This is a genomic window from Sphingomonas sp. P3_C6, assembly GCF_056402595.1.
Genome location: NZ_JBFUHB010000008.1, coordinates 89,974 through 112,123, shown reverse-complemented (window position 1 = coordinate 112,123; position 22,150 = coordinate 89,974). Strand labels below are relative to the sequence as shown.

Below are 22,150 nucleotides of genomic sequence, written 5' to 3'. Positions count from 1 at the left end.
CCGTCAAATTCTGCCGGATTAATGCTCGAGTGCGAGGGGCGCGAAATGCCACTGTCCAATGTGGCTTGCCTCAATGCGTATAGCAGAGAGCGGCGACAAACGAACCCACACGGTGCCGCTGAGGTCCCCCTGCCGCGGGCGGCAGGGGGAGCCGCTGTCGGTTACGGGGTCAGCTGGTTGACCTTGATGGTCTTGCCGTCGGTCAGGATCGACAGGTAGCCATTTTCCTTGATGTCGTTCGAGGCAAGGCGGCCGTCGACGTCGAGGCGAAGCGTGTGGACGTCGCTGAAGGCGCCAGCGGAAAGCAGCCGGACGCCCGACCAGGCATAGTGGCTGTAGGCGCTGCTCAGCTTGGCCTTCTGGCTTTCCATGACCGAGGTCAGGCCGGCGGCGTTGACCTTCGACAGCGGGATCAAAAAGTCTTCAAGCTTGAACTTTGACGCGTCGCCGCCGGACACGCTGATTTCCACCGGGACGGGCTTATCGAAGGTGCCGGTGTGGGTGTCCATCGAGATGCTCAGCAGTTTCCGAGGATCCTCCGGGTTCTGATATTTGACCGAGCAGGTCGTCAGCTCACCCTCCGGCTCGTCCTCGCTGGCGTCGATCTTGCTGCCCGGGCTGAAGAAGGAGTTGATTTCCGACACCTTCACATCGGCGCCAAGATGCTTGGCGATGGCGCGGAAGCAGACGTCGGGGCCCTGGGCCAGGGTGGGCGCCGCGGTCTTGGGCGCGTCCCCGGTCGGCGTGTCGGACGAGGAAGCGAGGACGCCGTTGTCCGATGTCGCGTTGGACGCGGTGTTTCCGCCGCCACAGGCCGACAGGCCGAGCGACAGGCCGATGGCCAGGGCGAACGCGGTAGACTGCGGCCTGGGGATCATGTCGGGCATTCCTCCGATGGTTGGGATTTCCCCCATCATAATGGCCGGCGATGCGAGGTGTCGACCGTAAAGCCCGGTTTCCGTGCAGATCGTCGCTGGTGGCGGTGCGGTCCAGCGGGGCACCGATGCGCCACAGCCGGTCGTCAAGCACTCCCCCTTCCATCGCCAATCCAAATCTGCAACGAAGCCCGGCAATGGTAAACGCCTCTAACAATATGAGTTCATCGACCATGGTCTTTACAAAACGAATCGCCGGCCTCGCGCGGCGCATATGCACTGCGACCATGTTTTGCGGCGCAGCGCTGGTGGCTACTCCGACGCTTGCCGATACTCCTGCCGGTTCCGATTGGGTGCAGAGCGGCCCTGGCTGGGTGCGGGGAAAAGTAGATATGTTGGCTGCGACCCCGGCGGGGATTCTGATCGCGTTCAAGGGCAAACTACAGTCCGACAATTGCTCGAAATCTGCTTCTTATTACATTCTTATTTCAAAAGACGACTATGCCATGACCAGCCTGTTTCTAACCGCTTGGGGAGCAGGAAAACGTCGCTTCAGCGTTTATAATCGTGATTATGCCGGCACTCCGCCAGCCAATCCATACGCTGATCGCGGGGATAATTATTGCACCGCAGCGAAGATATCGTTGAATTGAGCGCTGATCTCGGTGGGGGATGTACCATCGTCCAGCCTGCATCGTCGGCAGATTCAATTACTTGGAAGGCGGCGCCTGTGCTTTTGTCGAACGAGCGTAGATATCGTCCGAGCCTATGGGTAACGATATCGCGGCATTGATCGGTCAACACCAGACGCACAAGCCGCCTCAGCCTTTGCGATCTGCGTCTGGCCCTAGTCGTAGACTGGTTGGTCGATGGTATGACTGGCGAACGCCCTATCGACCTTTGCGCGAAAGTCCTTGATGTCCTGCCGGCACTGGCTCCCGGCCATAGCTTCGGCCCGAGGCGGATGTGTGGCCCGTCCTTCATTCCGCCAAAATAGTGCTGGCACGCTCACCCCCCGGCATAACCTCCAAGGATCGGCAGGATCTCGCCCGTGATGAAGCTGGAGCATTGCGGCGAGGCCAGGAAGACATAGGCCGGCGCGATCTCCTCGGGCTGGGCCGGGCGCTTCATCGGCGTGTCCGCCCCGAACTGGGCGACATCGGGGACTTCCTTGTCGCTCGGATTCAGCGGGGTCCATACCGGCCCCGGCGCCACGGCGTTCACCCGGATGCCCTGGGGGATCAGGTGGGTGGCGAGGCTGCGGGTGAAGGCATGGATGCCGCCCTTGGTCATCGAATAATCGAGCAGGTCCTTGTTGCCTAGGATGCCGGTGACCGACCCGGTGTTCACGATCGCGCTGCCCGGCTTCATCTTCGCGACGGCGGCCTGCGCCATGAAGAAATAGCCGTAGAGATTGGTCTTCAGCGTCTGGTCGAAATGCTCGGCCGTCAGGTCGGCGAAGGTGGAATGGACCTGGAAGGCGGCATTGTTGACCAATATGTCGAGCCGCCCGAACGCCTTGAACGCTTCGTCGACCGCTGCCGTGCAGAAGGCCTGGTCGCGCACGTCGCCGGCGATGACGATGGCGCGGCGCCCCTCCTTCTCGACCGCCTTCTTCGTGACCTTCGCATCCTCGTCCTCGTCGAGGTGCAGGATCGCGACATCGGCGCCCTCGCGCGCGAACAGGATGGCCACCGAGCGGCCGATCCCCGAATCCCCGCCGGTGATGATCGCGGCCATGCCCTTCAGCTTGCCCGATCCCTTGTAGAAGGGGGCGTCATACATCGGCGCCGGATCGAGCGCGGCTTCCTTGCCCGGCTTCAGCTGATGCTGTTGCGGCAAGGGCGGCTCGGGATATTTCCGCGCCCCCGCCTGCATCGCGCCGCTTTTCTTCTTCGGTTTCTTGTCGGCCTTCGCGACCTGTGCCTGAATCGCGCGCTGCTCGGCGACGGTCTTTTTCGGGTTGGATTTCGCCATGGTCTGCTCGCCTCTCGGTGGAGCGGACAGAATGCGCGGGCAGGGCGCGTGTTCCCTCGGGCGGGGTGGCCAGGGCTGTCGGCACCCGCTATGATGTTCTTGTTTCGTTTCGGAGGTGGAATTGGCCAACCGCGCCGGCAGCGCCGATCTTCCCCTGCATGGCGGCCATGTGCCGCCCTGGCTCAGCGCGCGCATGGCGAGCCTCGGCGCGGTCATGTCGCAGGCGATCGTCCATCATTATGGGCGGGACGAGCTGCTGCGCCGGCTCGCGCATCCCTTCTGGTTCCAGAGCTTCGGCGCGGTGATGGGCATGGACTGGCACTCGTCGGGCATCACGACGAGCGTGATCGGCGCGCTCAAGCGCGGCCTCAGGCCGCTGGCGGGTGAGCTTGGCATCCATGTCTGCGGCGGGCGCGGCAAGCAGTCGCGCCGCACGCCGGACGAGCTGGTCGCGATCGGCGACCGGGTCGGGCTCGACGGCGCCGGCCTTGCCCGCACCAGCCGGCTCGTCGCCAAGGTCGACAGCGCGGCGGTGCAGGACGGGTTCGATCTTTACCTCCACGGCTTCATCGTCGCCGATGACGGGCAATGGGTGGTGGTGCAGCAGGGCATGAACGGCGACCGGCGCCAGGCGCGGCGCTATCACTGGTCGTCGGAAGGGCTGGGCAGCTTCGTCGATGCGCCGCACGCCGCGATTGAGGGCAGGGGCGGTGGCGAGATCGTCAACCTCACCGATCGCCGCGCGGCCGCGTCGCGCGAGGCGCAGCTCGACCTGTTGCGGGATCTCGGCCCCGACCGGATCGCCCGCGAGGCCGCAGCGCTCGAACCGGTGAAACCGGCCGCGCCATCGGATCAGCCGATGCTCCCGCACATGGTCCTGCCGAGCCATCACGACGTACGTCCCTCTGACGTGATGATCCGCCGCCTGCACGGCACGCTCGCCGCCGCGGCCGAGAATGGCCCGGCCGATTTCCCGGAACTGCTGCTGGTGCCGGGCGTCGGCGCCCGCACCGTCCGCTCGCTGGCCATGGTGGCCGAGGTGATCCACGGCGCCCCCTGCCGCTTCGCCGATCCCGCGCGCTTCTCGCTCGCCCATGGCGGCAAGGATCGCCACCCCTATCCGGTGCCGATCAAGGTGTTCGACAAGACGATCGCGGTGATGAAGGACGCGGTCGGCAAGGCCAAGCTCGGCAATGACGAGAAGCTCGCCGCGATCCGGCGCCTCGACGCCCAGGCGCGCGCGATGGAACGCCATGCGACCGGCCCGGCCCTGCCGGAGTTCGTCGCGGAGGAATTCCGCAACTCGCATGATTATGGCGGCCGCAGCGTCTTCGGCTGGGAACCGCCCGCTGACTCAGCCGCGACGCGCTCGGTCGGGTAGCGTCGCCACAAGCTCCCTGGCGCCATCGAGATAGGCCGATAAGCGGAGCGTCGAACCGTCCCGAAAGGTCAGCCGATATTCGCCACTCATGTCACCCTTGCTCACCGCGCGAACCTCGGAGATTCGGCGAAGGGTCTCGCGCCCGCGGAGCGAGCGGTGTTTCAGGGTGTCGCCCTTCCACAGGACCGTTTGCCCGTAGCTGCGCCAAAGGACGTAGAGACTGGCCAGCCCGAACGCGACGGCGAGGATGGCGGCATAGATCATCTGCATCTCGGCGTCCGGGCGCGTCGATCCGACGACGAGGAAGGTACAGCCAAGCCCCGCCATGGCAGCGCACCCGGCGATCGTGCCGTTGAGCAGCCACCCTGGCCGAAGCATCTTCCATCCAGCCGCGTCGAGGCGAGCCGGTTTCTGCCATCGCTGGGCAGCGAGCGTGAGGACGGTTGCTGCGATGCCTCCGATCAGACCATTGATCCACGGGCTCATCGTTTCTTTCCACACCCTTGGTCGGGTAACCCGACAGTTTTCAGCACGCGCCAACCGGCAATCCCATCGCGCCGATCCTGCCACAGGTCCCACGCGCTTGTGACTGATTCAACCGTGAGACATTCGATGCATCCTACACACTGGTCGGGACGCGACAATTCCGGCCTCGCCGTTTCTCATGATGGCCGATTGCCCCCTGTTATGCGGGAAATTTCCGCTGTTAATTCGCCGGGAAAAAATATGTCCCGTCATGCGCATGAACAGGGGGCCGGGTATCACCGATCCTTATTTCACCCCGATCAGCCAGGGCTGCACCGCACCGGTCGGCTTCGGTGTCCCGTCGATCCGCTCCGCCCGGATCAGCGGCACGGGCTTCAGGATCATCTGGCCCTTCATCGGGCCCGATCCGGCGCCGATCGGCTGGGCGAGGATCTTGCGCACAATGTCCATGCCCTCGACGACATGGCCGAACGCGGCATAGCCCGAATAGCCCGCCTTCGCGTCCATGCTCGGATGCGCGCCGAGCATGATCGCGAAATTGCCCGTCGCGCCATTCTCGTCGCGGCCATGGGCCATGGAGATCACCGTATCGAGATGGCGGATGCCCGTCTTCGTCGTCGTTTCCAGCGGGACGGAGGGCAGCATGCGCCGTGCATCGGTGCYGATCCCGCCCTGGATGAAGCCATAGGTCGGATCCGCCTTGCTCCGCGCCGACCGGTAGAAGCTGGTATTGTCGAGCCGCTTGTCGTCGACATAGGCGAGGAAGTTCGCGGTGGTCTTCGGCGCCCGTTTCGCATCGAGCGCGATCACGATCGGGCCGAGCGCGGTGACGATCCGCACCCGAACGAGGCCGGGCACGGCTTTGCTGGCATGCTGCTGCGGCACGGCCGGGGTGGCGATCGCCAGGGCCGCCATGGCGATAAGGGAGAGAATCGGGCGCATCGGCTCGCGAGCTAGGGGTTGGTTTGGACAGGCGCAAGCAGGAGGCTTGTTGACTATAGGTGTCCTCTCCTCCGTTGGCCCTGAGCTTGTCGAAGGGCCGCTCTTTCCCTTAGGCTCGCCCCATGAGCTTCTGGGCCTACATGCTCCACTGCAAGGATGGCCTGTTTTACGTTGGCCATACGGACGATTTAGACGCCAGGATTGGTCAGCATCAAAGCGGTTTGATCCCGGGCTTCACGCGCAAATACGCGCCCGTGAAACTCGTTTGGTCACAGGATTTCCCGAGCCGGATCGAAGCACTCGAAGCGGAGCGTCGCATCAAGGGATGGAGCCGCGCAAAGAAGCTGGCACTCATCCGGGGTGATTGGGAGCGAATCTCACTTCTGGCCAAGGGGAAGAGCGGCCCTTCGACAAGCTCAGGGCGAACGGTAGGACGGGTGGGGCCCTCCAATCAGGAAGCCGATTCTTAGCGTTTCTCCGGCATGACCGAACGGCGATGACCGACCACACCCCCCTGGTGAGCATACTCATGCCCACCCACGACGCCGCGGCGTTCGTGGCCGCGTCGGTCGATAGCCTGCTCGCCCAGACTTTTGGCGACTTCGAGCTCATCATCGTCGACGACGGCTCGACCGACGCGACGCTGGACGTGCTGGCCGGTATCGAAGACGCCCGCCTCACCATCATCGCATCGCCCGCGAATCTCGGCCCGGTCCATGCCCGCAATCGCGCCTTTGCGGTGGCGCGGGGGCGCTATGTCGCCGCGCTCGACGCCGACGATCTCTGCCACCCGGACCGCCTCGCCCGGCAGGTCGCCTATCTCGACGACCATCCCGATGTCGTGCTGGTCTCGACCGCCGCCTCGGTGATCGAGGGCGACCGGGTCCGCTTCGACCCGATGGTTCGCCGCACCAGCCCGGCGCTGATCGACTGGCTGCTGCTCACCCGCAATCCGCTGGTCTGGTCGTCGGCGATGTTCCGTGCGGAGGCCGCGCGCAGGCTCTCGCCCTTCACCCGGCCGGAACGCCGCTATGCCGAGGATTTCGACCTCTACCACCGGCTGCGCCCGTTCGGCGCCATCGCGCGGATCGACGAGGATCTCGTCACCTATCGCGAGCATCCCGGCGGCATGTCGAAACGCCATACCGACGTGATGAGCGGTAATGCGGCCGGTACGCTCGCCGAGGTCTATGCCCCGATCTTCGGGGCCGGGGCACGGCGCAACGCTGCGCTGATGATCCGCCACGCCGGGCTTTGCGAGCCGGTGCGCGACGCGGCACTGCTGGCCGAATTGTCGCAAATCCTCGGGACGCTGCACGGCCATTTCCTCGCGACCCGAATGCCTGCACCGGCTGATCGCCTCATGATCGACGCCGCCCTGTCCCGTCTCTGGTCGCAGTTCGCGCGCGACGCGCTCGCCGCCGGCGCGATCGGGCTGTCGCGGGTGGCGGGGCTGGCCCCGGCCGGCTTCCGGTGGCGCCATGGCAAGCCGCTCAACCTCCTCCACGCCTGGCTGCGGCCTGATCCAGGTTAGGGCCGGGTGCACAAGGCTTGTTAACGTCGTGCCGCTAAGGGGAAGGCTCATCGCAGTCGGAGTGCTTCCACGTGACGATCGACAGTCTCGCCCGTTCGCTTGCCAAAACCCTTCCCGCAACCGCCCCTGCGCTGAAGGCGGGCTATCGCGCCAGTGAGCGCATGATCAGCTCGCTCGCCGGCACCTGGCCGTCGATCGTCCGCGCCCGGACCGAGAAGATCACCATCGCGATCACCGCGCATTGCAACCTGCGCTGCCAGGGCTGCAAATATGGCCGCGACTTCATGCCGGGCGCGCAGCTCCCGCTGGAGATCGTCGAGCAGCTGCTCGAGGATGCCGCCGCGGCCAAGGTGCCTGCCGTGCGCCTCTATGGCGGCGAGCCTTTGCTCCATCCCGATGTCGTGAAGATGGTCGAGATCTCCACCCGGCTCGGCGTCGGCTGCTACATGACCACCAACGCGTTGATCCTCGACAAGAAGATCGCGGCGCTCCACGCCGCCGGCCTGCGCAAGATCACCATCGGCTATTATGGTGAGGGCAGCGCGTTCGACGAGTATGTCCAGCGTCCCGGCCGCTATGAACGGCTGGTCGAGAGCCTGGAGAATACGCGGAAAATGTTCGGGCCGGACGAGCTCGACATCCAGTTCAACTTCCTGCTCAGCCGCCGCTCCGCGAATATCGAGGCGGTCGAGGAAGTGGTGCGCTTCGCCGATCGTTTCCAGGGCCGCATCCATGTCGACGTGGTCCATTATTCGCTGCCCTATTTCCAGGAAGGGCCCGAGCGCGAGCTTCAGTTCCGCCCCGAGGACAAGCCCGCGGTCGACACCGTCATCCGCCATCTGCTCGAGCTGAAGGCGAAACGGCCGCAGCTGCTGACCGAATCCCCGCTGGCGCTTGCGTCCTTTGCCGACTGGGCGCTGAAGCAGGAGGAAATGCGGGTACCCTGCGATGCGCGCAAGCTGCTCTGGGTCGGTGCCGATGGCAGCGTGATGCTGTGTTACGTGACCTTCCCGCTCGGCAATCTGCACGAGAAGCGGCTGAGCGAGATCCTCTACAAGGAGGAGCATCACAAGGCGGCGCAGGACGCCTTCAAGCTCAACTGCCCCAATTGCCATTGCGAGGCGGCGTCGCGGGTCGAGAAGCACGGCCCCAGCTTCCGCAAATATTCGGCCGAGGCGCGCGACCGGCTTGCCGCCGGCTGACGCTTGATCCGCGTCGCCCATCTGCTGCCGACGATGGAGATCGGCGGGCGGGAGCGGATCGTGGCCGACCTGTGCCGCACCGCGCCGGCGCTCGGGATCGAGCCGGTGCTGATTACCTATGACGTGGCGCCGCCCGGCGCCGCGGTGATCGAGGCGTCGGGCGTACCGGTTGTCGCGCTGGATCGCCGCGATTCCGCGTTTCGGGCACAGATCGGTGCCTGCCTGACGCGCGAGCGGATCGATGTGCTGCATGCCCAAGGCCATATCTCCGCAGCGCTGGCGGCCGGCGCGACCGGCGGCGTGGCAATGGCCGCGACGATGCATGTCGCGCTCGGCTCCGGCTGGCGCTGGCTATTGCCGATCGTGCGCGGCCTGCGCGCTGCCGACGCGCTGACGGCGGTGTCGGACGATCTGGCGCGGCGTTTCGGGCGGCTCGTCGGCCGGCGCATCGAGACCATCCCGACGGGCGTCGATCTGGCCCGATTCCGCCCGTCGGAACGGCCGCGCCCTGTGGGACAGCCCTTCACGATCGGCATCGCGGCGCGGCTGCATCCGATAAAAAGGCATGGCGACGCGGTCGCGGCGATGCGGATCCTGCGCCAGCGAGGCGCGCGGTGCCGAATGCTCATCGCGGGGGAAGGTCCGTGTCATGACGCGATCGCGGCCGCGGCGCGGGGGCTGGATGTCGAACTGCTCGGCGCGGTCACCGACATGCCAGGCTTCCTGCACCGGCTCGACGCCTTCCTGCTGCCCTCCGATCATGAAGGCACGCCGGCGGCCTTGCTTGAGGCGATGGCATGCGGGTTGCCTTGCATCGCGACGAAGGTCGGCGGCATGCCGGCGCTATTGGGCGAGGCGGGGATATTGGTCGCACGACGCGATCCGGATGCCATTGCCGATGCTGTCGAATGGCTCGCTAGTGATCCGGGTGCGCGACGAACATTTGGGCACCGGGCGGCGGAACTGGCCCTCCGACAAGGCTCCGACGCGCAGGCCGAGCGCTATGCGCGACTCTATCGGGCCCTCGCTAGTGAGCGACCGTTGCGAGAGAGCGCTCACCTCGCATCCCGTTCGTCCTGAGCTCGTCGACGGACTGTTCTTCCTTATACCGCCGAAAGAAAAGAAGAGCAGCCCTTCGACGAGCTCAGGGCGAACGGGGAGAGAGTGTTGTGGCCGTTACCGCGCGGCGATTACCGGACGCTGCCACCCGCCTCCGAGCGACCGGAACAGGTCGATCTGTGCGGCCGCGATCCGCGCGTCGGCGGCCGCCAGGTCAGCATCCGCATCGGCGAAGGTCCGCTCCGCATCGAGCACGTCGAGAAAGTCGATCTGCCCCTCGCGCTGGCGGGCGCGGGTGATGCGGGCGGCCGCCTCGGCCCCGTCGCGGGCTGCCTGAAGGGCGGCGCGGCGCTTCAGTTCGCCCTGATAGGTGGCGAGCGCCGTCTCGGTTTCCTCGAGCGCCTGGAGCACCGTGCCGTCGAAAGTCGCGAGCGCGCCGCGGCTGTCGGCCTCGCTCGCCGCGATGCGGGCGCGCGCCGCCTCCTGGTTGGGGAAGGACCAGCTGATCAGCGGCCCGACCAGGAAGCGCAAGGCTCCCCCGGTGAACAGGTCGCCGATGCTTGCGCTGCTGGACCCGACCGACCCGCCGAGCGAGATGCGCGGATAAAGTTCGGCCGTTGCCACGCCGATCCGCGCCGTCGCCGCCGCGAGACGCTGTTCGGCCGCCCGCACGTCAGGCCGGCGGGCAAGCAGGGCCTGGCCGTCGCCGACCGGGATCGGCTGGTCGAGCGTCGGCGTGTCGGTGCGCGCCGCGGCGATCTCGGGCAGTTCCTGCGGGGTGCGGCCGGTCAGGGTCGCAAGCCGGAACAGCGCCGCCTGGCGCTCGGCCTCGATCGCGGGGACGAGGGCGGCGCGCTGGTCGCGCAGGGTGGTGATGCGTACCTGGTCGAGCTTGGCGGCGCGGCCGGCCTCGACCCGCTTGCCGGTCAGGGTCGCCGATTTGTCGAGCAGCTCGACGATCCGCTTCGCCACGCCGAGCCGCTGGGCCGAGGAGGCCGCATCGACATAAGCGCGGGTGGTCGCCGCGACCACTGCGACCCGCACCGCATCGGCATCGGCATCGGCCGCGCGGACATCGCCGCGCGCCGCCTCGATGTTGCGGCGGACCCGTCCCGCCAGATCGACCTCATAGGAGACGTTCAGGCCGATATCGTAGGACTCCCCCTCGGAGGCAGTCCCGGGCAGGCGCTGGCTGTCGGGGACGCGGCCATAACCGCCGGTCGCGCCGATCGACGCCTGGGGCAGCCGGTCCGACCGAACACCGCGCAGTGATGCACGTGCCCGGTCGAGCCGCGCCACCGCCACGCGGATATCGGTATTGGCGGTCAGCGCGTCGGCGACGAGCTGGTCGAGGGTCGGGTCGCGGTAGAGCTGCCACCAATGGTCGTCCGCCTGAGCGGTCGACACAGTGGGGCTCGCGCTCCCGATGAACTGGCCGGCCGCCTTGGCCGGGGCCACCGGCGCGACGAAGTCGGGACCGGCGGCACAGGCTGACAGCGCCAGGGCGGAGAGTGATGCGAGCAAGAGCTTTTTCATGATAGCCGCTCCTTATTCGGCGGGCTGAAGGGTCGCCGGCAGGGCGTGCTCGCGACGGCGGGAGAACCGCATCGCGAGCGCCCGGCAGACGACATAGAAGGTCGGCGTGAAGAGCAGGCCGAACGCAGTGACGCCGATCATCCCGAAGAACACCGCGGTGCCCAGCGCCTGGCGAAGCTCGGCGCCTGCGCCGGTCGCCAGCACCAGCGGCACGGTGCCGAGGATGAAGGCGAAGCTGGTCATCAGGATCGGACGGAGGCGGGTCTGTGCTGCGCGCACTGCCGCCTCGATCGGGGAGAGACCGTCCTGTTCCTCGGCCTGCTTGGCGAACTCGACCACGAGGATCGCGTTCTTCGCGGCCAGCGCGATCAGCACGACCAGGCCGATCTGGGTCAGGACGTTGTTGTCCATACCCCGCAGGTTCACGCCGGTCATGGCTGCCAGCAGACACATCGGCACGATCAGCACGATGGCGAGGGGCAGGGTGACGCTCTCATATTGCGCCGCCAGCACCAGGAAGACGAACACCACCGCCATCAGGAAGACGAGCCCGGCCGTGCTGCCTGCCGCCTTCTGCTGGTATGCGATCCCCGTCCATTCGTGCGAGTAGCCAGCCGGCAGGGTCTTGTCGGCGAGCTTCTCCATCGTCACCAGCGACTGGCCCGAGGAGAAACCGGGTGCCGTGTCGCCATCCACCTCGACCGCGGGGAAGAGGTTGTAGCGGACGACGCGGTACGGTCCGGTCTTGTCCTGGAAGGTCGCGACCGAGCCGATCGGCACCATCTGGCCCGAGTTCGACCGCGTCTTCAGGTTGGCGATGTCCGCAGTCGTGTTGCGGAACGGCGCATCGGCCTGGGCGGTGACGCGATAGGTGCGCCCGAGCAGGTTGAAGTCGTTCACGAACGCCGAGCCGAGATAGACCTGCAGCGCCTCGAACACCCGCTCCGGCGGGACGCCCAGCATGTTCGCCTTGGTCCGGTCGACATCGGTGAAGATGCGCGGCGTGGCGGTGTCGAAGAAGGTGTAGATCTGGGCGAGGCCGCTCGTCTGGTTGGCCTTGCCGATCAGGTCGTAGGAGACCTTGCCGAGATCGGCGTAACCGCGTCCCTCGGTATCCTGCACCATCATCCGGTAACCGCCGGCCGAGCCGATGCCCTGGATCAGCGGTGGCGGCACGATCAGCAGCCTGGCCTCATCGACGTCGGCGGTCGCCTTGCGTGCTTCGTCCATGATGCCCTGGAAGGTGACGCCGAGCTTCTGGCGCTCCTCGAAGCTCTGCAGCGGGAAATAGGCGGCTGCCGAGTTCGGGGCGAGCGTCTGCGACGGGCCGTCGAAACCGGCCAGCATGACCGAGCCCTTGATGCCCTTCAGTGGCAGGATCTTCGCGGCGACCTTGCGCATCACCGCGTCGGTCCGTTCGATCGACGAGCCGGGGGGCAGCTGGATCACGGTCAGGAAGTAACCCTGGTCCTGTGCCGGCACGAAGCCGGTCGGCGTGATCCAGAACACGCCACCGGTCAGCGCGATGAGGGCCGCATAGGCGACCATCATCTTTTTCGGCGCATTGACCAGCTTGCGGGTCAGTGCCGCATAGCCAAGGCTCATCCGCTCGAACCCGCGGTTGAAGGCGTCGCCGGCGCGTCGGATCGCCCGCTGCACCCGATTGCCTTGGCCGGTGTCCTCATGATGGCGCAGCAGCAGTGCGGCGAGCGCGGGCGACAGCGTCAGCGAGAGGACGAGCGAGATGATCGTGGCGGTCGAGATGGTCACCGCGAACTGGCGGTAGAAGGCGCCCGACAGGCCGGTGAGGAACACCGTCGGCACGAACACCGCGCACAGCACCAGCACGATGGCGACCAGCGCGCCGGACACCTCGTCCATCGAGGTGCGCGCCGCTTCGAGCGGGGAGAGCCCGCGCTCCAGGTTGCGCTCGACATTCTCGACGACGACGATCGCGTCGTCGACGACCACGCCGATCGCCAGCACCAGGCCGAACAGCGACAGGTTGTTGAGCGAGTAGCCGAAGGCGGCGAGGACGGCGAAGGTGCCGATCAGCGAGACCGGGATCGCGACCACCGGGATGATCGCGGCACGCCATTTCTGGAGGAATACCAGGATGACGATCACGACCAGCACGATCGCCTCCAACAGGGTGTGCTTCACCGCGTCGATCGACTGGGCGATGAACTCGGTCGGGTTGTAGATGACCTTGTATTCGAGGCCCTTGGGGAAGCGCGCCGACATCGATTTCATCTCGGCGGAGACGCCCTCCGCCGCGGCGAGCGCGTTGGAACCGGGGCGCTGGAACACTGCGACGATGACGGTCGGCTTGCCCGACAGATAGGTGTTGCTGCCGTAATCCTGCGCGCCGAGCTCGACCCGGGCGACATCCGAAACCTTGACCTGGCGGCCGTCGGGGTCGCTGCGGATCACCACATCGGCGAACTGCTTCGGATCGGTCAGGCGGCCCTGGGTTTCGACGTTGAGCTGGAACGCATTGCCGCTTGCATAAGGCGGCTGGCCGAGCGTGCCGGCGGCGACCTGCACGTTCTGCGCCCGAAGCGCCGCGACGATCTCGCCGGCGGTCAGGTCGAGCGCTGCGGCGCGGCCGGGATCGATCCAGACACGCATCGAATAGTCGCGCGAGCCGAACAGCTGCACGTCGCCCACGCCGTCGATACGGCTCAGGCGATCACGCACCTGGGTGAGCGCATAGTTGGAGATATAGCCGCGATCGAGGCTATTGTCGGGCGAGACCAGGTTCACGACCATCAGGAAGTCGGGCGAGGTCTTGCGCGTTACGACGCCGAGACGCTGCACGTCCTCGGGCAGGCGCGGCACCGCGATGGCGACGCGGTTCTGCACCAGCACCTGCGCGGCATCGAGGTCGGTGCCCTGCTTGAAGGTGACGGTGATGACGACCTTGCCGTCACCGGTCGATTGCGACGACTGGTACAGCATGTTGTCGACGCCGTTGATTTCCTGTTCGATCGGCGCGGCGACGGTCTCGGCGACCGTTTCGGCAGAGGCGCCCGGATAGGCGGCGCTGACCGTCACGGTCGGCGGTACGATGTCGGGATATTGCGACACCGGAAGCGACATATAGGCGATCGCACCGACAAGGGTGATGACGACCGCGATCACCGCGGCGAAGATCGGCCGCGTGATGAAGAAGCGCGAGAGGCGCATGGATTTCGTCCTCGAAAAAGAGGGGTGTGTCACCCGTCCCACGGAGGAGACTTTGAAGAACGGCGCTTTCCTTCTCCGTCATGCCGGACTTGTTCCGGCATCCACCGTCCCGCAAGAGCAACCGGCTCTGGTGCTTCGGGACTGGTGGACCCCGGAACAAGTCCGGGGTGACGGTGTGGATGGGGGCGCTCCGTTCTGCAAAACCTCCCGGCGTGAGACGGTCGGATCAGTTCGCGATGGTCGCCTCGCCCGCGATCGGCAGCGACACCGTCGGTGCGGCCGGAGCGGCCACGGCGGTGATGTGGCCGGCCTTGGGCGCAACCTTTGCGCCGGGCATCGCCATCTGGTTGCCGGCGATGATCACGCGGTCGCTCGCCTTCAGGCCGGAGCGCACGACGCGCAGGCCCTCGACCACCGGACCGAGTTCGACCGGCTTGGCCGAAACCTGGTTCTGCCCGTCGACAACCAGCACGATCTTGCGCGCCTGGTCGGTCTGGATCGCGGTGTCCGGTACCATCAGCGCCGGCGCCTTGCCGCCGCTGGCGAGGCGCATGTTGCCGAACATGCCCGGGGTCAGGAAATAGCCCGGGTTGGGCAACACCGCGCGGCCGCGGATTGTGCCGCTGCGCTGGTCGAGGCCATTGTCGGTGAAGTCGAGCCTGCCCTTCCAGCGATGCTCGGTCTCGTCCTGAAGCTGAATCTCTACCGCGGCCGGCTCGGCACCGGGCTGACGTGCGCGCTGGGTCTTCAGGTACAGCGCCTCCGATCCGTCGAAGGTGAAGTAGATCGGGTCGAGCGCGTTGATGCTGGTCAGCACCGTGCCGCTGGTGCCTTCGCCGCCGGCGACCTGGTTGCCGGCATCGACCTTGCGGTCGGAGATGCGGCCGGCGATCGGCGCGCGAACCTGGGTGAACTCGACGTCGAGCGCACGGACGCGGACCCGGGCATCGGCTGCGGCCAGAGCCGCCTGCGCCGCCTGTACCTTGGCGCGGAGCGAATCCACTTCCCCGGCCGAAACCGCCTCATCGGCGATCAGCCGGTTCGCGCGGCCGAGATCGGCCTGGGCCAGCGCCAGTGCGCTGCGGGCGCTGGCCGCATTGGCGCGGGCCTCGGCCAGCGCCGCGGTGAAGGGCCGCGGATCGATGGTGAAGAGCAGCTGGCCCTTCTGCACGATCTCGCCGTCGCGGAAATGGATGCCGGTCACTTCGCCTGCGACGCGCGGGCGGATCTCGACCGTGCGGCTGGGGGCGAAGCGGCCGACATAATCGTCCCATTCGCTCACTTCGCGCACCACGGGTGCCGCGACCGTTACCGCCGGAGGGGGAGGGGCGGCGGCAACGGCCGGGGACTCACCGGCCAGCTTGGTGCCGGCCGCGGCGACGAGCGCCAGGGGGATAAGGACGATTGCCGCACGCCGCGTTCGCGACATGCGGTTGAAACCGTCGACGAGCGGACGCGTCGACGTGCTCTCGATAGGGGTGATCATGTTCATGCGGCGATCCTTGGATTGGCGTAGATCTGAACAAGGCCGACACGGTCCCCGGTGACGCTCGCCACCAGGGTTTCGGCCTGGGAAAGGGTGAAGCCCGCGTCGAGGAACCGGTCGATCTCGGCCTGGGCGACGGCGTAGCCGCGACGCCAGGCATGGACCGCGAGCCGGCGCAGCGCCTCGAGCTTGCCATCGGCCAGCCGCGACTTGGTGCCGATGCCGAACAGGCTGCCGAGCGCGCGGGAAATCCGGCCGGGCTCTTCGAGGCTGGACAGGTTGTCGCGGCGCGAGACCGCGATGACGCTCCATTCGAGCGCCGAGAAGCCGGTGGTCTCACCGTCCGGTGCGACCGATACTTCCATGGCCCGGCGGCGGGCGGGGGCGGTGAACATGTTGTCGATGTCGAAATAAGCCATGGCTATTCCCCTTGGATCTGGTGTGGCCGCAGGGCGCCGATCACGAAGACACGGGTCTTCGCGCGCAGAGGCGCACTGGGCGTGGCTGACCGGCGCCGGACAGCCAGAAGCCATCCGCTCGTCGATCATGAAAATGATGAGATGCGATCGGCCTCAGGCCTCCCGCAGGGTGTTCAGCAGTCCGTCTTGGTCATGGGCGTTTCCCTTCGCCATGGCGGAGCCCGTGAAGGAACCGCATTCAATACCGATCGGTATATATCGTCATGCTGCGGCGCGTCAAGCGCCTTTTGTACCGGCAGGTATATTTAATTGCAATCAGCGAGTCGGCCATACGGAAAGACTGGTTTCGACCAGCTGGCCGAGTTCCTGGCAGGTCGCGCCGGAGCCGGCCTGGACCGACATTCCCTGAAGCAAAGCAAAAAGATAACGGACAAGCGCAACTGGCTCGATCGTCCCGGGCAGGTCGCCTTCGGCTCTTGCCCGCTCGAACCGGGCGATCAGCGCCGCCTCGGACGACGCACGCCGCTTCATCACTTCGGCCTTGATCGATTCGGCTTCGATGCCGCAGGCACTCATGCTGATGACGCCGAGGCAGCCCTTGGGGTCGCAGCTGCTCATCTGGATTTCGAGTGCGCCGCGCAACAGCTTTTCGGCGACCCCGCGCGCGGTCGGCGCGTCGAGCGCGCTGCGCATATAGGCCAGCTTTTCGCGTTCGTAGAGGTCCAACGCCTTGTGGAAAAGGGCTTCCTTGTTACCGAACGCCGCATAGAGACTCGGCTTGGTGATGCCCATCTCGGCAGTGAGTTCGGCCATCGACGCGCCTTCATAGCCGCGGCTCCAGAAGACCCGGAGAGCGGAGGCGAGCGCCTCTTCCACGCAGAATTCCCGGGGGCGTCCCTTGACGGGGGCCGGGGCAAGATTCTGTTCCATACCGATCGGTATATAGCGTGCTTTCCGTAAACGTCCAGTGTTGGAGATTCTCGCGCCAATTGGCTCCTTCCGGACCGTAGCCTCTCCTGTTCCTCCCCGGAACGGGGAGGGGGACCGCGAAGCGGTGGAGGGGTTTGGAGCGCGAGGGTCATGCCGCCCGCGCTCCATCTCAATTCGAGTCGTGCCGATACAGGCGCACGCCCACGCTCCAAGCCCCTCCACCGCGCAAGCGCGGTCCCCCTCCCCGAGCGAGCTCGGGGAGGAATGAGTCGCCGATCTTAACGGATTTGACAGCTGCCATCTTCCCGCCTAGCGAATGCAAACGAGAATCACTCGCATTAGCAGTAACCGGGACACATCCATGATCGAACAGGAAGCAACGCCGCGCGCCGGCGGCCAGGGCGCGGCTGCCATCAGGATCGGGAGCGCCGCGCTGGCGATTGCCTGGGCCTTGAGCGCAGGCGCGGCCTTCGCCGCCGACGCGGCGCATCCGGCGGACGCGAATACGGATGCGGACAAGGATCTCGTCACCGTGACCGCGACCCGCATTCCGCAACGCGTCGAGAATGTGCCGGCAACCGTCACCGTGATCGATGCCGAGACCATCGCCGACCAGCTGGCGTCGGACGTGAAGGACCTGGTCCGCTTCGAGCCGGGCGTCAGCGTCCGCCGTGCGCCCACCCGCTTCGGCGCGGCGCAGGGCGTCACGGGGAGAGACGGCAATGCCGGCTTCAACATTCGCGGGCTTGAGGGCAATCGGGTGCTGATCCAGCTGGACGGCGTGCGTGTACCCGATGGCTTCGAATTCGGCGCCCAGTCCGCCGGCCGCGGCGACTATGTCGATCTCGGCGTGATCAAGTCGGTGGAGATCCTGCGTGGCCCGGCCTCGGCGCTCTACGGCAGCGACGGCCTCGCCGGCGCGGTCAGCTTCGTCACCAGCGATCCGCAGGATTTCCTCACCGGCGGCAAGTCGATCGGTGGCATCGCCCGCGCCGCCTATGATTCGGCCGACGACCAGTTCTCCGAAACCGGCATCGTCGCGGGCGCGAGCGGCACCTGGTCGGGCATGGTCGCCTATACCCGCCGCGATGGGCACGAGCTGGACAACAAGGGCACCAACGAAACGCCCAATGCGAGCCGCACCGCGCCCAATCCGCAGGACAGTTTCTCCAACGCGGTCCTCGCCAAAATCGTCTGGTCGCCCGACGATTCCAACCGTGTCCGACTGACCTATGATCATCTCGACGCCCATGTCCGCACCAATGTGCTGAGCGGCATCTCCTCGGCGGCGGTGATCCCGGCGACCGGCGTGATCGGCCTCACCGCGCGCGACCGCACCCGCCGCGACCGGGTCGCACTCGACTGGCGCTATGCCGGCACCGGCGCGATCGATTCCGCCCAGCTCACCCTGTGGTACCAGGATGGCGAGAACCGCCAGTTCACCGCCGAGGACCGCAACACCGCAGTCGACCGCACGCGCCTCAATACCTTCGCCAACCGCGTGTTCGGCGCGAGTGCCGAGCTGCGCAGCGATTTCGCCACCGGCGATATCACCCACAAGCTCGTCTATGGCGGCGATGTCAGCGTCACGCGGCAGCAGGGGCTGCGTGACGGAACGGCGCCGACCGCGCCGGACGTCTTCCCGACGCGCGCCTTCCCGATCACCGACTACACCCTGGCCGGGGCCTATGTGTCGGACGAGATCGGCATCGCCGATGGCCTGTTCACCCTGTTCCCGGCACTGCGCTTCGACCATTATGCGCTGACGCCGAAGCGCGACGGGCTCATCCCCAGCGCCGCTGCCAATCCGGGCCAGCAGAACGGATCGCGCGTGTCGCCCAAGCTGGGCGCACTGGTGAAGGTCGGCGTCTTCCGCCTGTTCGGCAACTACGCGCGGGGCTTCAAGGCGCCGTCGCCGACCCAGGTGAACCAGTTCTTCGACAACCCTACCTCACCGCAATTCGCGTATCGCTCGATCCCCAATCCCGATCTGCGGCCGGAGACGAGCGAGAGCTTCGAAGGCGGCGCGCGGATCGTCACGCCGGTGGTGAGCGCGGGGGTGACCGGCTTCACCGGCAGCTATCGCAACTTCATCAGCCAGGAGATGATCGGCAACCACGCCGGCAGCCCCGCCGATCCGATCATCTTCCAGTTCATCAACCTTGCCCGTGCCCGCATCAGCGGCGTCGAGGGCAAGATCGACGTCACCCCGATGACGGGCGTGACCGCGCGGTTCGCGGCCAGCTATGCGAAGGGCACCAGCACCGGCGCCAACGGCGTGAAATCGCCGTTGCAGTCGGTCGATCCGGTCAAGCTGGTCGGCGGTGTCGGCTATGACGCGCCCGACCGGCGTTTCGGCGGTCAGCTCATCGCGACCTATTCGGCGCGCAAGCCGAAGTCGGCGACCACGAACACCGCCTACAGGCCTGACAGCTTCACCATCCTCGACGCGACGGCCTATGCCCGGCTTGGCGAGGTCGTCACCCTCAGGGCCGGCATCTTCAACATCTTCGACAGGAAATATGCCTGGTGGAGCGATGTGCGCGGCCTTGCCACGCCGGCGCCCGCCAATGCCGCCTCGACCGATGCCTATACCCAGCCTGGCCGCAACGCGAGCGTCTCGCTGACGGCACGATTCTGAGTTTCCCCTCCCTCCTCTTCGGGAGGGGTTGGGGAGAGGGGACAGTCGCACCCACCGGATTTGCCCCATCCGGGACTGTTCCCTCTCCCTATTTTTTCATCGACACGTTTGGGAGCTGATGCTCATGAAGACCGCTTTTCGCCTGCGACCGTTCCGTCTGGCGCTGGCCGCCGCCCTGATGACCCTGCCGCTCGCTGCGCCGGCTCTGGCCGACGGCCCGCTCGCGCCGCGTAGTGCCGCCGATGAAAAGGCCGCCTTCGAGGCTGACCGAGCGGCGATCCTCGCCATGGCCGGCAACTACAAGGTCACCTTCGACATGCGCGAGACCACGCCGTGGCGCGCCGATTATACACCGATCCCGGCCAAGATTTCGGGCGGGCACGAAAGCGTCCGCGTCATCGAGGATAGCGGCCAGCATATCGTGCTGCAGCACATGCTGGTCGTCACCGATGCCGGCAAGACGATGGTGATCAAGCATTGGCGCCAGGACTGGAGCTTCGAGCCGGTCTCGGTACTCGTCTATGCCGGGCAGGGCCGCTGGAACGACGAGGCGGTGCCGGAGAGGATGCGCAAGGGGCGCTGGTCGCAGACCGTGTGGCAGACCGACGATTCCCCGCGATACGGCGGCTGGGGCGAATGGACCGAAGAGGGCGGCGTGCGGCGCTGGCGCAGCAACTGGACCTGGCGCCCGCTCGCCCGACGCGATGCGGTGCGCCATCCGCGCTACGACCGCTATCTCGGCATCAACCGCCACTCGCCGTCGCCGGCCGGCTGGATTCACTGGCAGGACAATATCAAGATGGGCCTGGTCGACGGCAAGGTCGTGCCCTTCGTCCAGGAATCGGTGCTCAACACCTATGCGAAGGACGACAAGTACGACGTGAAGGCGGCCGACGATTACTGGACGGCGACGAAGGATTATTGGGCGGCGATCCGCACCGCCTGGGACGCCGCGATCGCGCGCGACAAGGGTGTGTCGGTGGTCGAGGTGGCTGATACCGGCTCGGCCTCGGGCGAGCGGTTGATGGGTTATGCCGACGATGTCCAGGCGGGCAAGCTGGCGACCGCGGCCGCGATCGAGAAGGGCAGGGCGGTGATCGCCGAGGTGACGAAGCGTTAAGGCAGGCACCACCTCTCCACGTCATGCCGAACTTGTTCCGGCATCCATCGTACCACAAAAGCTGCGGCGCGTGCTGCACGATGGACCCCGGAACAGGTCCGGGGTGACGATGTGGCTTTGGTGCCTATTCCATCGACTCCACCAGATCCTTGGTGTCCTTCAACCCCAGATGCGTGACGTCGCGAGCAAGCTTGATCGCATCGATCTTGCGCCCGGCGGCGAGCAGCGCGCGGACCTGTTGCTCGACTTCGGGTGGTAGGGGAAGGACGGGCGCGGCCGTCGCCATCGCCTTGTCCGCGGTGGGCAAGGGGCGATAACGCGGCACCTGCCCGCCGCCCATCAACGGATCACGCCCGCGCGAGGAGCGCAGGGCAAGGGCGAGCAGCACCAGGAAGACGACGCCGATCGCGATCAGCACTGGAATGGGGACAAACATCGCGGCTCCTGTGACTTCTGTTCGGGGAGCTTACCGCGTCACCACGTCGCCGGAAACCGTCACGCGTTCTAGCACCCGCTCGGCCGGCCAGTAATCGCCGACCGCATAATGCTGGGTCGACCGATTGTCCCAGATGCCGATCGCGTTCGGCGTCCAGCGGAATCGCACCTGATATTCGGGTACCTTGATCCGATCGTAGAGCAGGCGCAGCAGTTCCTTGCTCTCCTCTTCGCGAACGCCGAGAATCTTCGTCGTGAAAGTGTGGTTGACGTAGAGAATCTTCTCGCCCGTCTCCGGATGCGTGCGCACCATTGGATGAGACACCGCCGGGAAGTCCCGTGCCAGTTGCGCCCTCTTCTCCTCGCTCACCCGTCCCCCGAAACTGGCGACGATGTCATGCTCCGCATCGAGACCGGCGATGCGCTCCTTCACCGCCTGGGGCAGACCTTCATAGGCGGCGGCTGCATCCGACCAGATCGTGTCGCCGCCAAGCGCAGGGAGCAGCCGGGCGCGCAGCACCGAGGCGATCGACGGCCTTTCGCGAAAGGTCACGTCGGTATGCCATTTATTGTACGCCTTGAACGGCGTGAACGTTTCGGAGGTCAGCTGAACGCCTTCGACGCCCTTGATCAGCAGCACCTCGGGATAGCCCTCGACATGCGGGATGACCGGATGACCCTCGAGCTCGCCGAACAGCCGACCGAGCCTGAGATGGCTCGAATAGTCCACATCCTGGTTGCGGAAGAAGATCACCTTGTGGCGCAGCCAGGCCGCGCGGATGATCTCCGCTTCCTCGTCGCCCAGCGGCAGGTTCAGGTCGATGCCGCTGATCTCGGCACCGATCGTCGGGGTGGACGGCGCAATCACGATCCCGCGCAGCGCGGCGCGTTCGCCCAGGTCGTTCTCGATTCGGTAAGCGGTCGCCATGACGATCTCC

At 66.4% G+C, this 22,150-nt stretch carries 19 protein-coding genes; 8 read left to right on the top strand and 11 right to left on the bottom strand.

The genetic code is table 11. From position 1 onward, the window contains the following. Positions 1–161: 161 nt before the first annotated feature. Positions 162–1,073: a hypothetical protein gene (locus AC1DT7_RS10955; RefSeq protein WP_478035977.1), complete on the bottom strand. Its 912-nt coding sequence runs from the start codon at positions 1,071–1,073 to the stop codon at positions 162–164. On the opposite strand from AC1DT7_RS10955, the gene AC1DT7_RS10950 reads away from it, so the two are divergent. Next, positions 1,073–1,528 (top strand): hypothetical protein, encoded by a 456-nt coding sequence (locus tag AC1DT7_RS10950; RefSeq protein ID WP_478035976.1) that lies wholly within the window; start codon positions 1,073–1,075, stop codon positions 1,526–1,528. The genes AC1DT7_RS10955 and AC1DT7_RS10950 overlap by 1 nt on opposite strands. 355 nt (positions 1,529–1,883) lie before the next feature. On the opposite strand, the gene AC1DT7_RS10945 is transcribed toward AC1DT7_RS10950, so the two are convergent. Next, on the bottom strand, positions 1,884–2,753 hold the full coding sequence (locus AC1DT7_RS10945; protein WP_478036024.1) for an SDR family oxidoreductase: 870 nt from the start codon (positions 2,751–2,753) through the stop codon (positions 1,884–1,886). A gap of 220 nt (positions 2,754–2,973) precedes the next feature. Between AC1DT7_RS10945 and AC1DT7_RS10940 the strand changes: the two genes are divergently transcribed. After that, the gene (locus AC1DT7_RS10940) at positions 2,974–4,233 is read left to right on the top strand and encodes a DUF763 domain-containing protein (RefSeq protein ID WP_478035975.1); all 1,260 of its coding nucleotides are present in this window, start codon (positions 2,974–2,976) and stop codon (positions 4,231–4,233) included. Here AC1DT7_RS10940 and AC1DT7_RS10935 read toward each other — a convergent pair. Then, complete coding sequence (locus AC1DT7_RS10935) at positions 4,207–4,719, bottom strand: hypothetical protein (RefSeq protein WP_478035974.1); 513 nt, start codon at positions 4,717–4,719, stop codon at positions 4,207–4,209. The two genes, AC1DT7_RS10940 and AC1DT7_RS10935, sit on opposite strands and share 27 nt — an antisense overlap. Positions 4,720–5,004: 285 nt before the next feature. Beyond that, positions 5,005–5,661 (bottom strand): peptidylprolyl isomerase, encoded by a 657-nt coding sequence (locus AC1DT7_RS10930; RefSeq protein ID WP_478035973.1) that lies wholly within the window; start codon positions 5,659–5,661, stop codon positions 5,005–5,007. 122 nt (positions 5,662–5,783) lie between these two features. On the opposite strand from AC1DT7_RS10930, the gene AC1DT7_RS10925 reads away from it, so the two are divergent. From AC1DT7_RS10925 to AC1DT7_RS10910, 4 genes are all read left to right on the top strand, one after another. Then, positions 5,784–6,131: a GIY-YIG nuclease family protein gene (locus tag AC1DT7_RS10925; protein WP_478035972.1), complete on the top strand. Its 348-nt coding sequence runs from the start codon at positions 5,784–5,786 to the stop codon at positions 6,129–6,131. 59 nt (positions 6,132–6,190) lie between these two features. Then, positions 6,191–7,195 (top strand): glycosyltransferase family 2 protein, encoded by a 1,005-nt coding sequence (locus AC1DT7_RS10920; RefSeq protein ID WP_478035971.1) that lies wholly within the window; start codon positions 6,191–6,193, stop codon positions 7,193–7,195. 71 nt (positions 7,196–7,266) lie between these two features. After that, entirely contained in the window at positions 7,267–8,397 is a 1,131-nt protein-coding gene (locus AC1DT7_RS10915) for a radical SAM protein (RefSeq protein ID WP_478035970.1), read from the top strand. A 3-nt stretch (positions 8,398–8,400) separates the two neighbouring features. Beyond that, positions 8,401–9,477 (top strand): glycosyltransferase, encoded by a 1,077-nt coding sequence (locus AC1DT7_RS10910; RefSeq protein ID WP_478035969.1) that lies wholly within the window; start codon positions 8,401–8,403, stop codon positions 9,475–9,477. Between the two features lie 96 nt (positions 9,478–9,573). Here the strand turns inward: AC1DT7_RS10910 and AC1DT7_RS10905 are convergent, their stop codons facing one another. The 5 genes from AC1DT7_RS10905 to AC1DT7_RS10885 all read right to left on the bottom strand — a co-directional run bounded on the left by AC1DT7_RS10905 (position 9,574) and on the right by AC1DT7_RS10885 (position 17,016). Next, positions 9,574–10,992, bottom strand: a complete 1,419-nt coding sequence (locus tag AC1DT7_RS10905) for an efflux transporter outer membrane subunit (protein WP_478035968.1) — start codon at positions 10,990–10,992, stop codon at positions 9,574–9,576. A gap of 12 nt (positions 10,993–11,004) precedes the next feature. Then, on the bottom strand, positions 11,005–14,181 hold the full coding sequence (locus AC1DT7_RS10900) for an efflux RND transporter permease subunit (protein ID WP_478035967.1): 3,177 nt from the start codon (positions 14,179–14,181) through the stop codon (positions 11,005–11,007). Between the two features lie 226 nt (positions 14,182–14,407). Further along, positions 14,408–15,673 (bottom strand): efflux RND transporter periplasmic adaptor subunit, encoded by a 1,266-nt coding sequence (locus AC1DT7_RS10895; protein WP_478035966.1) that lies wholly within the window; start codon positions 15,671–15,673, stop codon positions 14,408–14,410. Then, positions 15,670–16,086, bottom strand: coding sequence for a hypothetical protein (locus AC1DT7_RS10890; protein ID WP_478035965.1), 417 nt, complete (start codon positions 16,084–16,086; stop codon positions 15,670–15,672). The genes AC1DT7_RS10895 and AC1DT7_RS10890 overlap by 4 nt, the downstream gene beginning before the upstream one ends. 315 nt (positions 16,087–16,401) lie before the next feature. Beyond that, complete coding sequence (locus AC1DT7_RS10885; protein ID WP_478035964.1) at positions 16,402–17,016, bottom strand: TetR/AcrR family transcriptional regulator; 615 nt, start codon at positions 17,014–17,016, stop codon at positions 16,402–16,404. A gap of 361 nt (positions 17,017–17,377) precedes the next feature. On the opposite strand from AC1DT7_RS10885, the gene AC1DT7_RS10880 reads away from it, so the two are divergent. Beyond that, complete coding sequence (locus tag AC1DT7_RS10880) at positions 17,378–19,657, top strand: TonB-dependent hemoglobin/transferrin/lactoferrin family receptor (RefSeq protein WP_478035963.1); 2,280 nt, start codon at positions 17,378–17,380, stop codon at positions 19,655–19,657. Positions 19,658–19,781: 124 nt separating this feature from the next. After that, the gene (locus AC1DT7_RS10875; protein ID WP_478035962.1) at positions 19,782–20,777 is read left to right on the top strand and encodes a DUF6607 family protein; all 996 of its coding nucleotides are present in this window, start codon (positions 19,782–19,784) and stop codon (positions 20,775–20,777) included. A gap of 124 nt (positions 20,778–20,901) precedes the next feature. On the opposite strand, the gene AC1DT7_RS10870 is transcribed toward AC1DT7_RS10875, so the two are convergent. Further along, positions 20,902–21,213, bottom strand: a complete 312-nt coding sequence (locus AC1DT7_RS10870; protein ID WP_478035961.1) for a ribosomal protein L7/L12 — start codon at positions 21,211–21,213, stop codon at positions 20,902–20,904. A gap of 30 nt (positions 21,214–21,243) precedes the next feature. Then, entirely contained in the window at positions 21,244–22,140 is an 897-nt protein-coding gene (locus tag AC1DT7_RS10865) for a TauD/TfdA dioxygenase family protein (RefSeq protein WP_478035960.1), read from the bottom strand. Positions 22,141–22,150: the final 10 nt, after the last annotated feature.

Coding starts and splice junctions, on each gene's coding strand:
- AC1DT7_RS10935 (WP_478035974.1), bottom strand. CDS start 4,719: ATGAGCCCGTGGATCAATGGTCTGATCGGAGGCATCGCAGCAACCGTC.
- AC1DT7_RS10905 (WP_478035968.1), bottom strand. CDS start 10,992: ATGAAAAAGCTCTTGCTCGCATCACTCTCCGCCCTGGCGCTGTCAGCC.
- AC1DT7_RS10880 (WP_478035963.1), top strand. CDS start 17,378: ATGATCGAACAGGAAGCAACGCCGCGCGCCGGCGGCCAGGGCGCGGCT.
- AC1DT7_RS10870 (WP_478035961.1), bottom strand. CDS start 21,213: ATGTTTGTCCCCATTCCAGTGCTGATCGCGATCGGCGTCGTCTTCCTG.
- AC1DT7_RS10950 (WP_478035976.1), top strand. CDS start 1,073: ATGGTAAACGCCTCTAACAATATGAGTTCATCGACCATGGTCTTTACA.
- AC1DT7_RS10920 (WP_478035971.1), top strand. CDS start 6,191: ATGCCCACCCACGACGCCGCGGCGTTCGTGGCCGCGTCGGTCGATAGC.
- AC1DT7_RS10900 (WP_478035967.1), bottom strand. CDS start 14,181: ATGCGCCTCTCGCGCTTCTTCATCACGCGGCCGATCTTCGCCGCGGTG.
- AC1DT7_RS10945 (WP_478036024.1), bottom strand. CDS start 2,753: ATGCAGGCGGGGGCGCGGAAATATCCCGAGCCGCCCTTGCCGCAACAG.
- AC1DT7_RS10865 (WP_478035960.1), bottom strand. CDS start 22,140: ATGGCGACCGCTTACCGAATCGAGAACGACCTGGGCGAACGCGCCGCG.
- AC1DT7_RS10925 (WP_478035972.1), top strand. CDS start 5,784: ATGAGCTTCTGGGCCTACATGCTCCACTGCAAGGATGGCCTGTTTTAC.
- AC1DT7_RS10890 (WP_478035965.1), bottom strand. CDS start 16,086: ATGGCTTATTTCGACATCGACAACATGTTCACCGCCCCCGCCCGCCGC.
- AC1DT7_RS10875 (WP_478035962.1), top strand. CDS start 19,782: ATGAAGACCGCTTTTCGCCTGCGACCGTTCCGTCTGGCGCTGGCCGCC.
- AC1DT7_RS10885 (WP_478035964.1), bottom strand. CDS start 17,016: ATGGAACAGAATCTTGCCCCGGCCCCCGTCAAGGGACGCCCCCGGGAA.
- AC1DT7_RS10895 (WP_478035966.1), bottom strand. CDS start 15,673: ATGAACATGATCACCCCTATCGAGAGCACGTCGACGCGTCCGCTCGTC.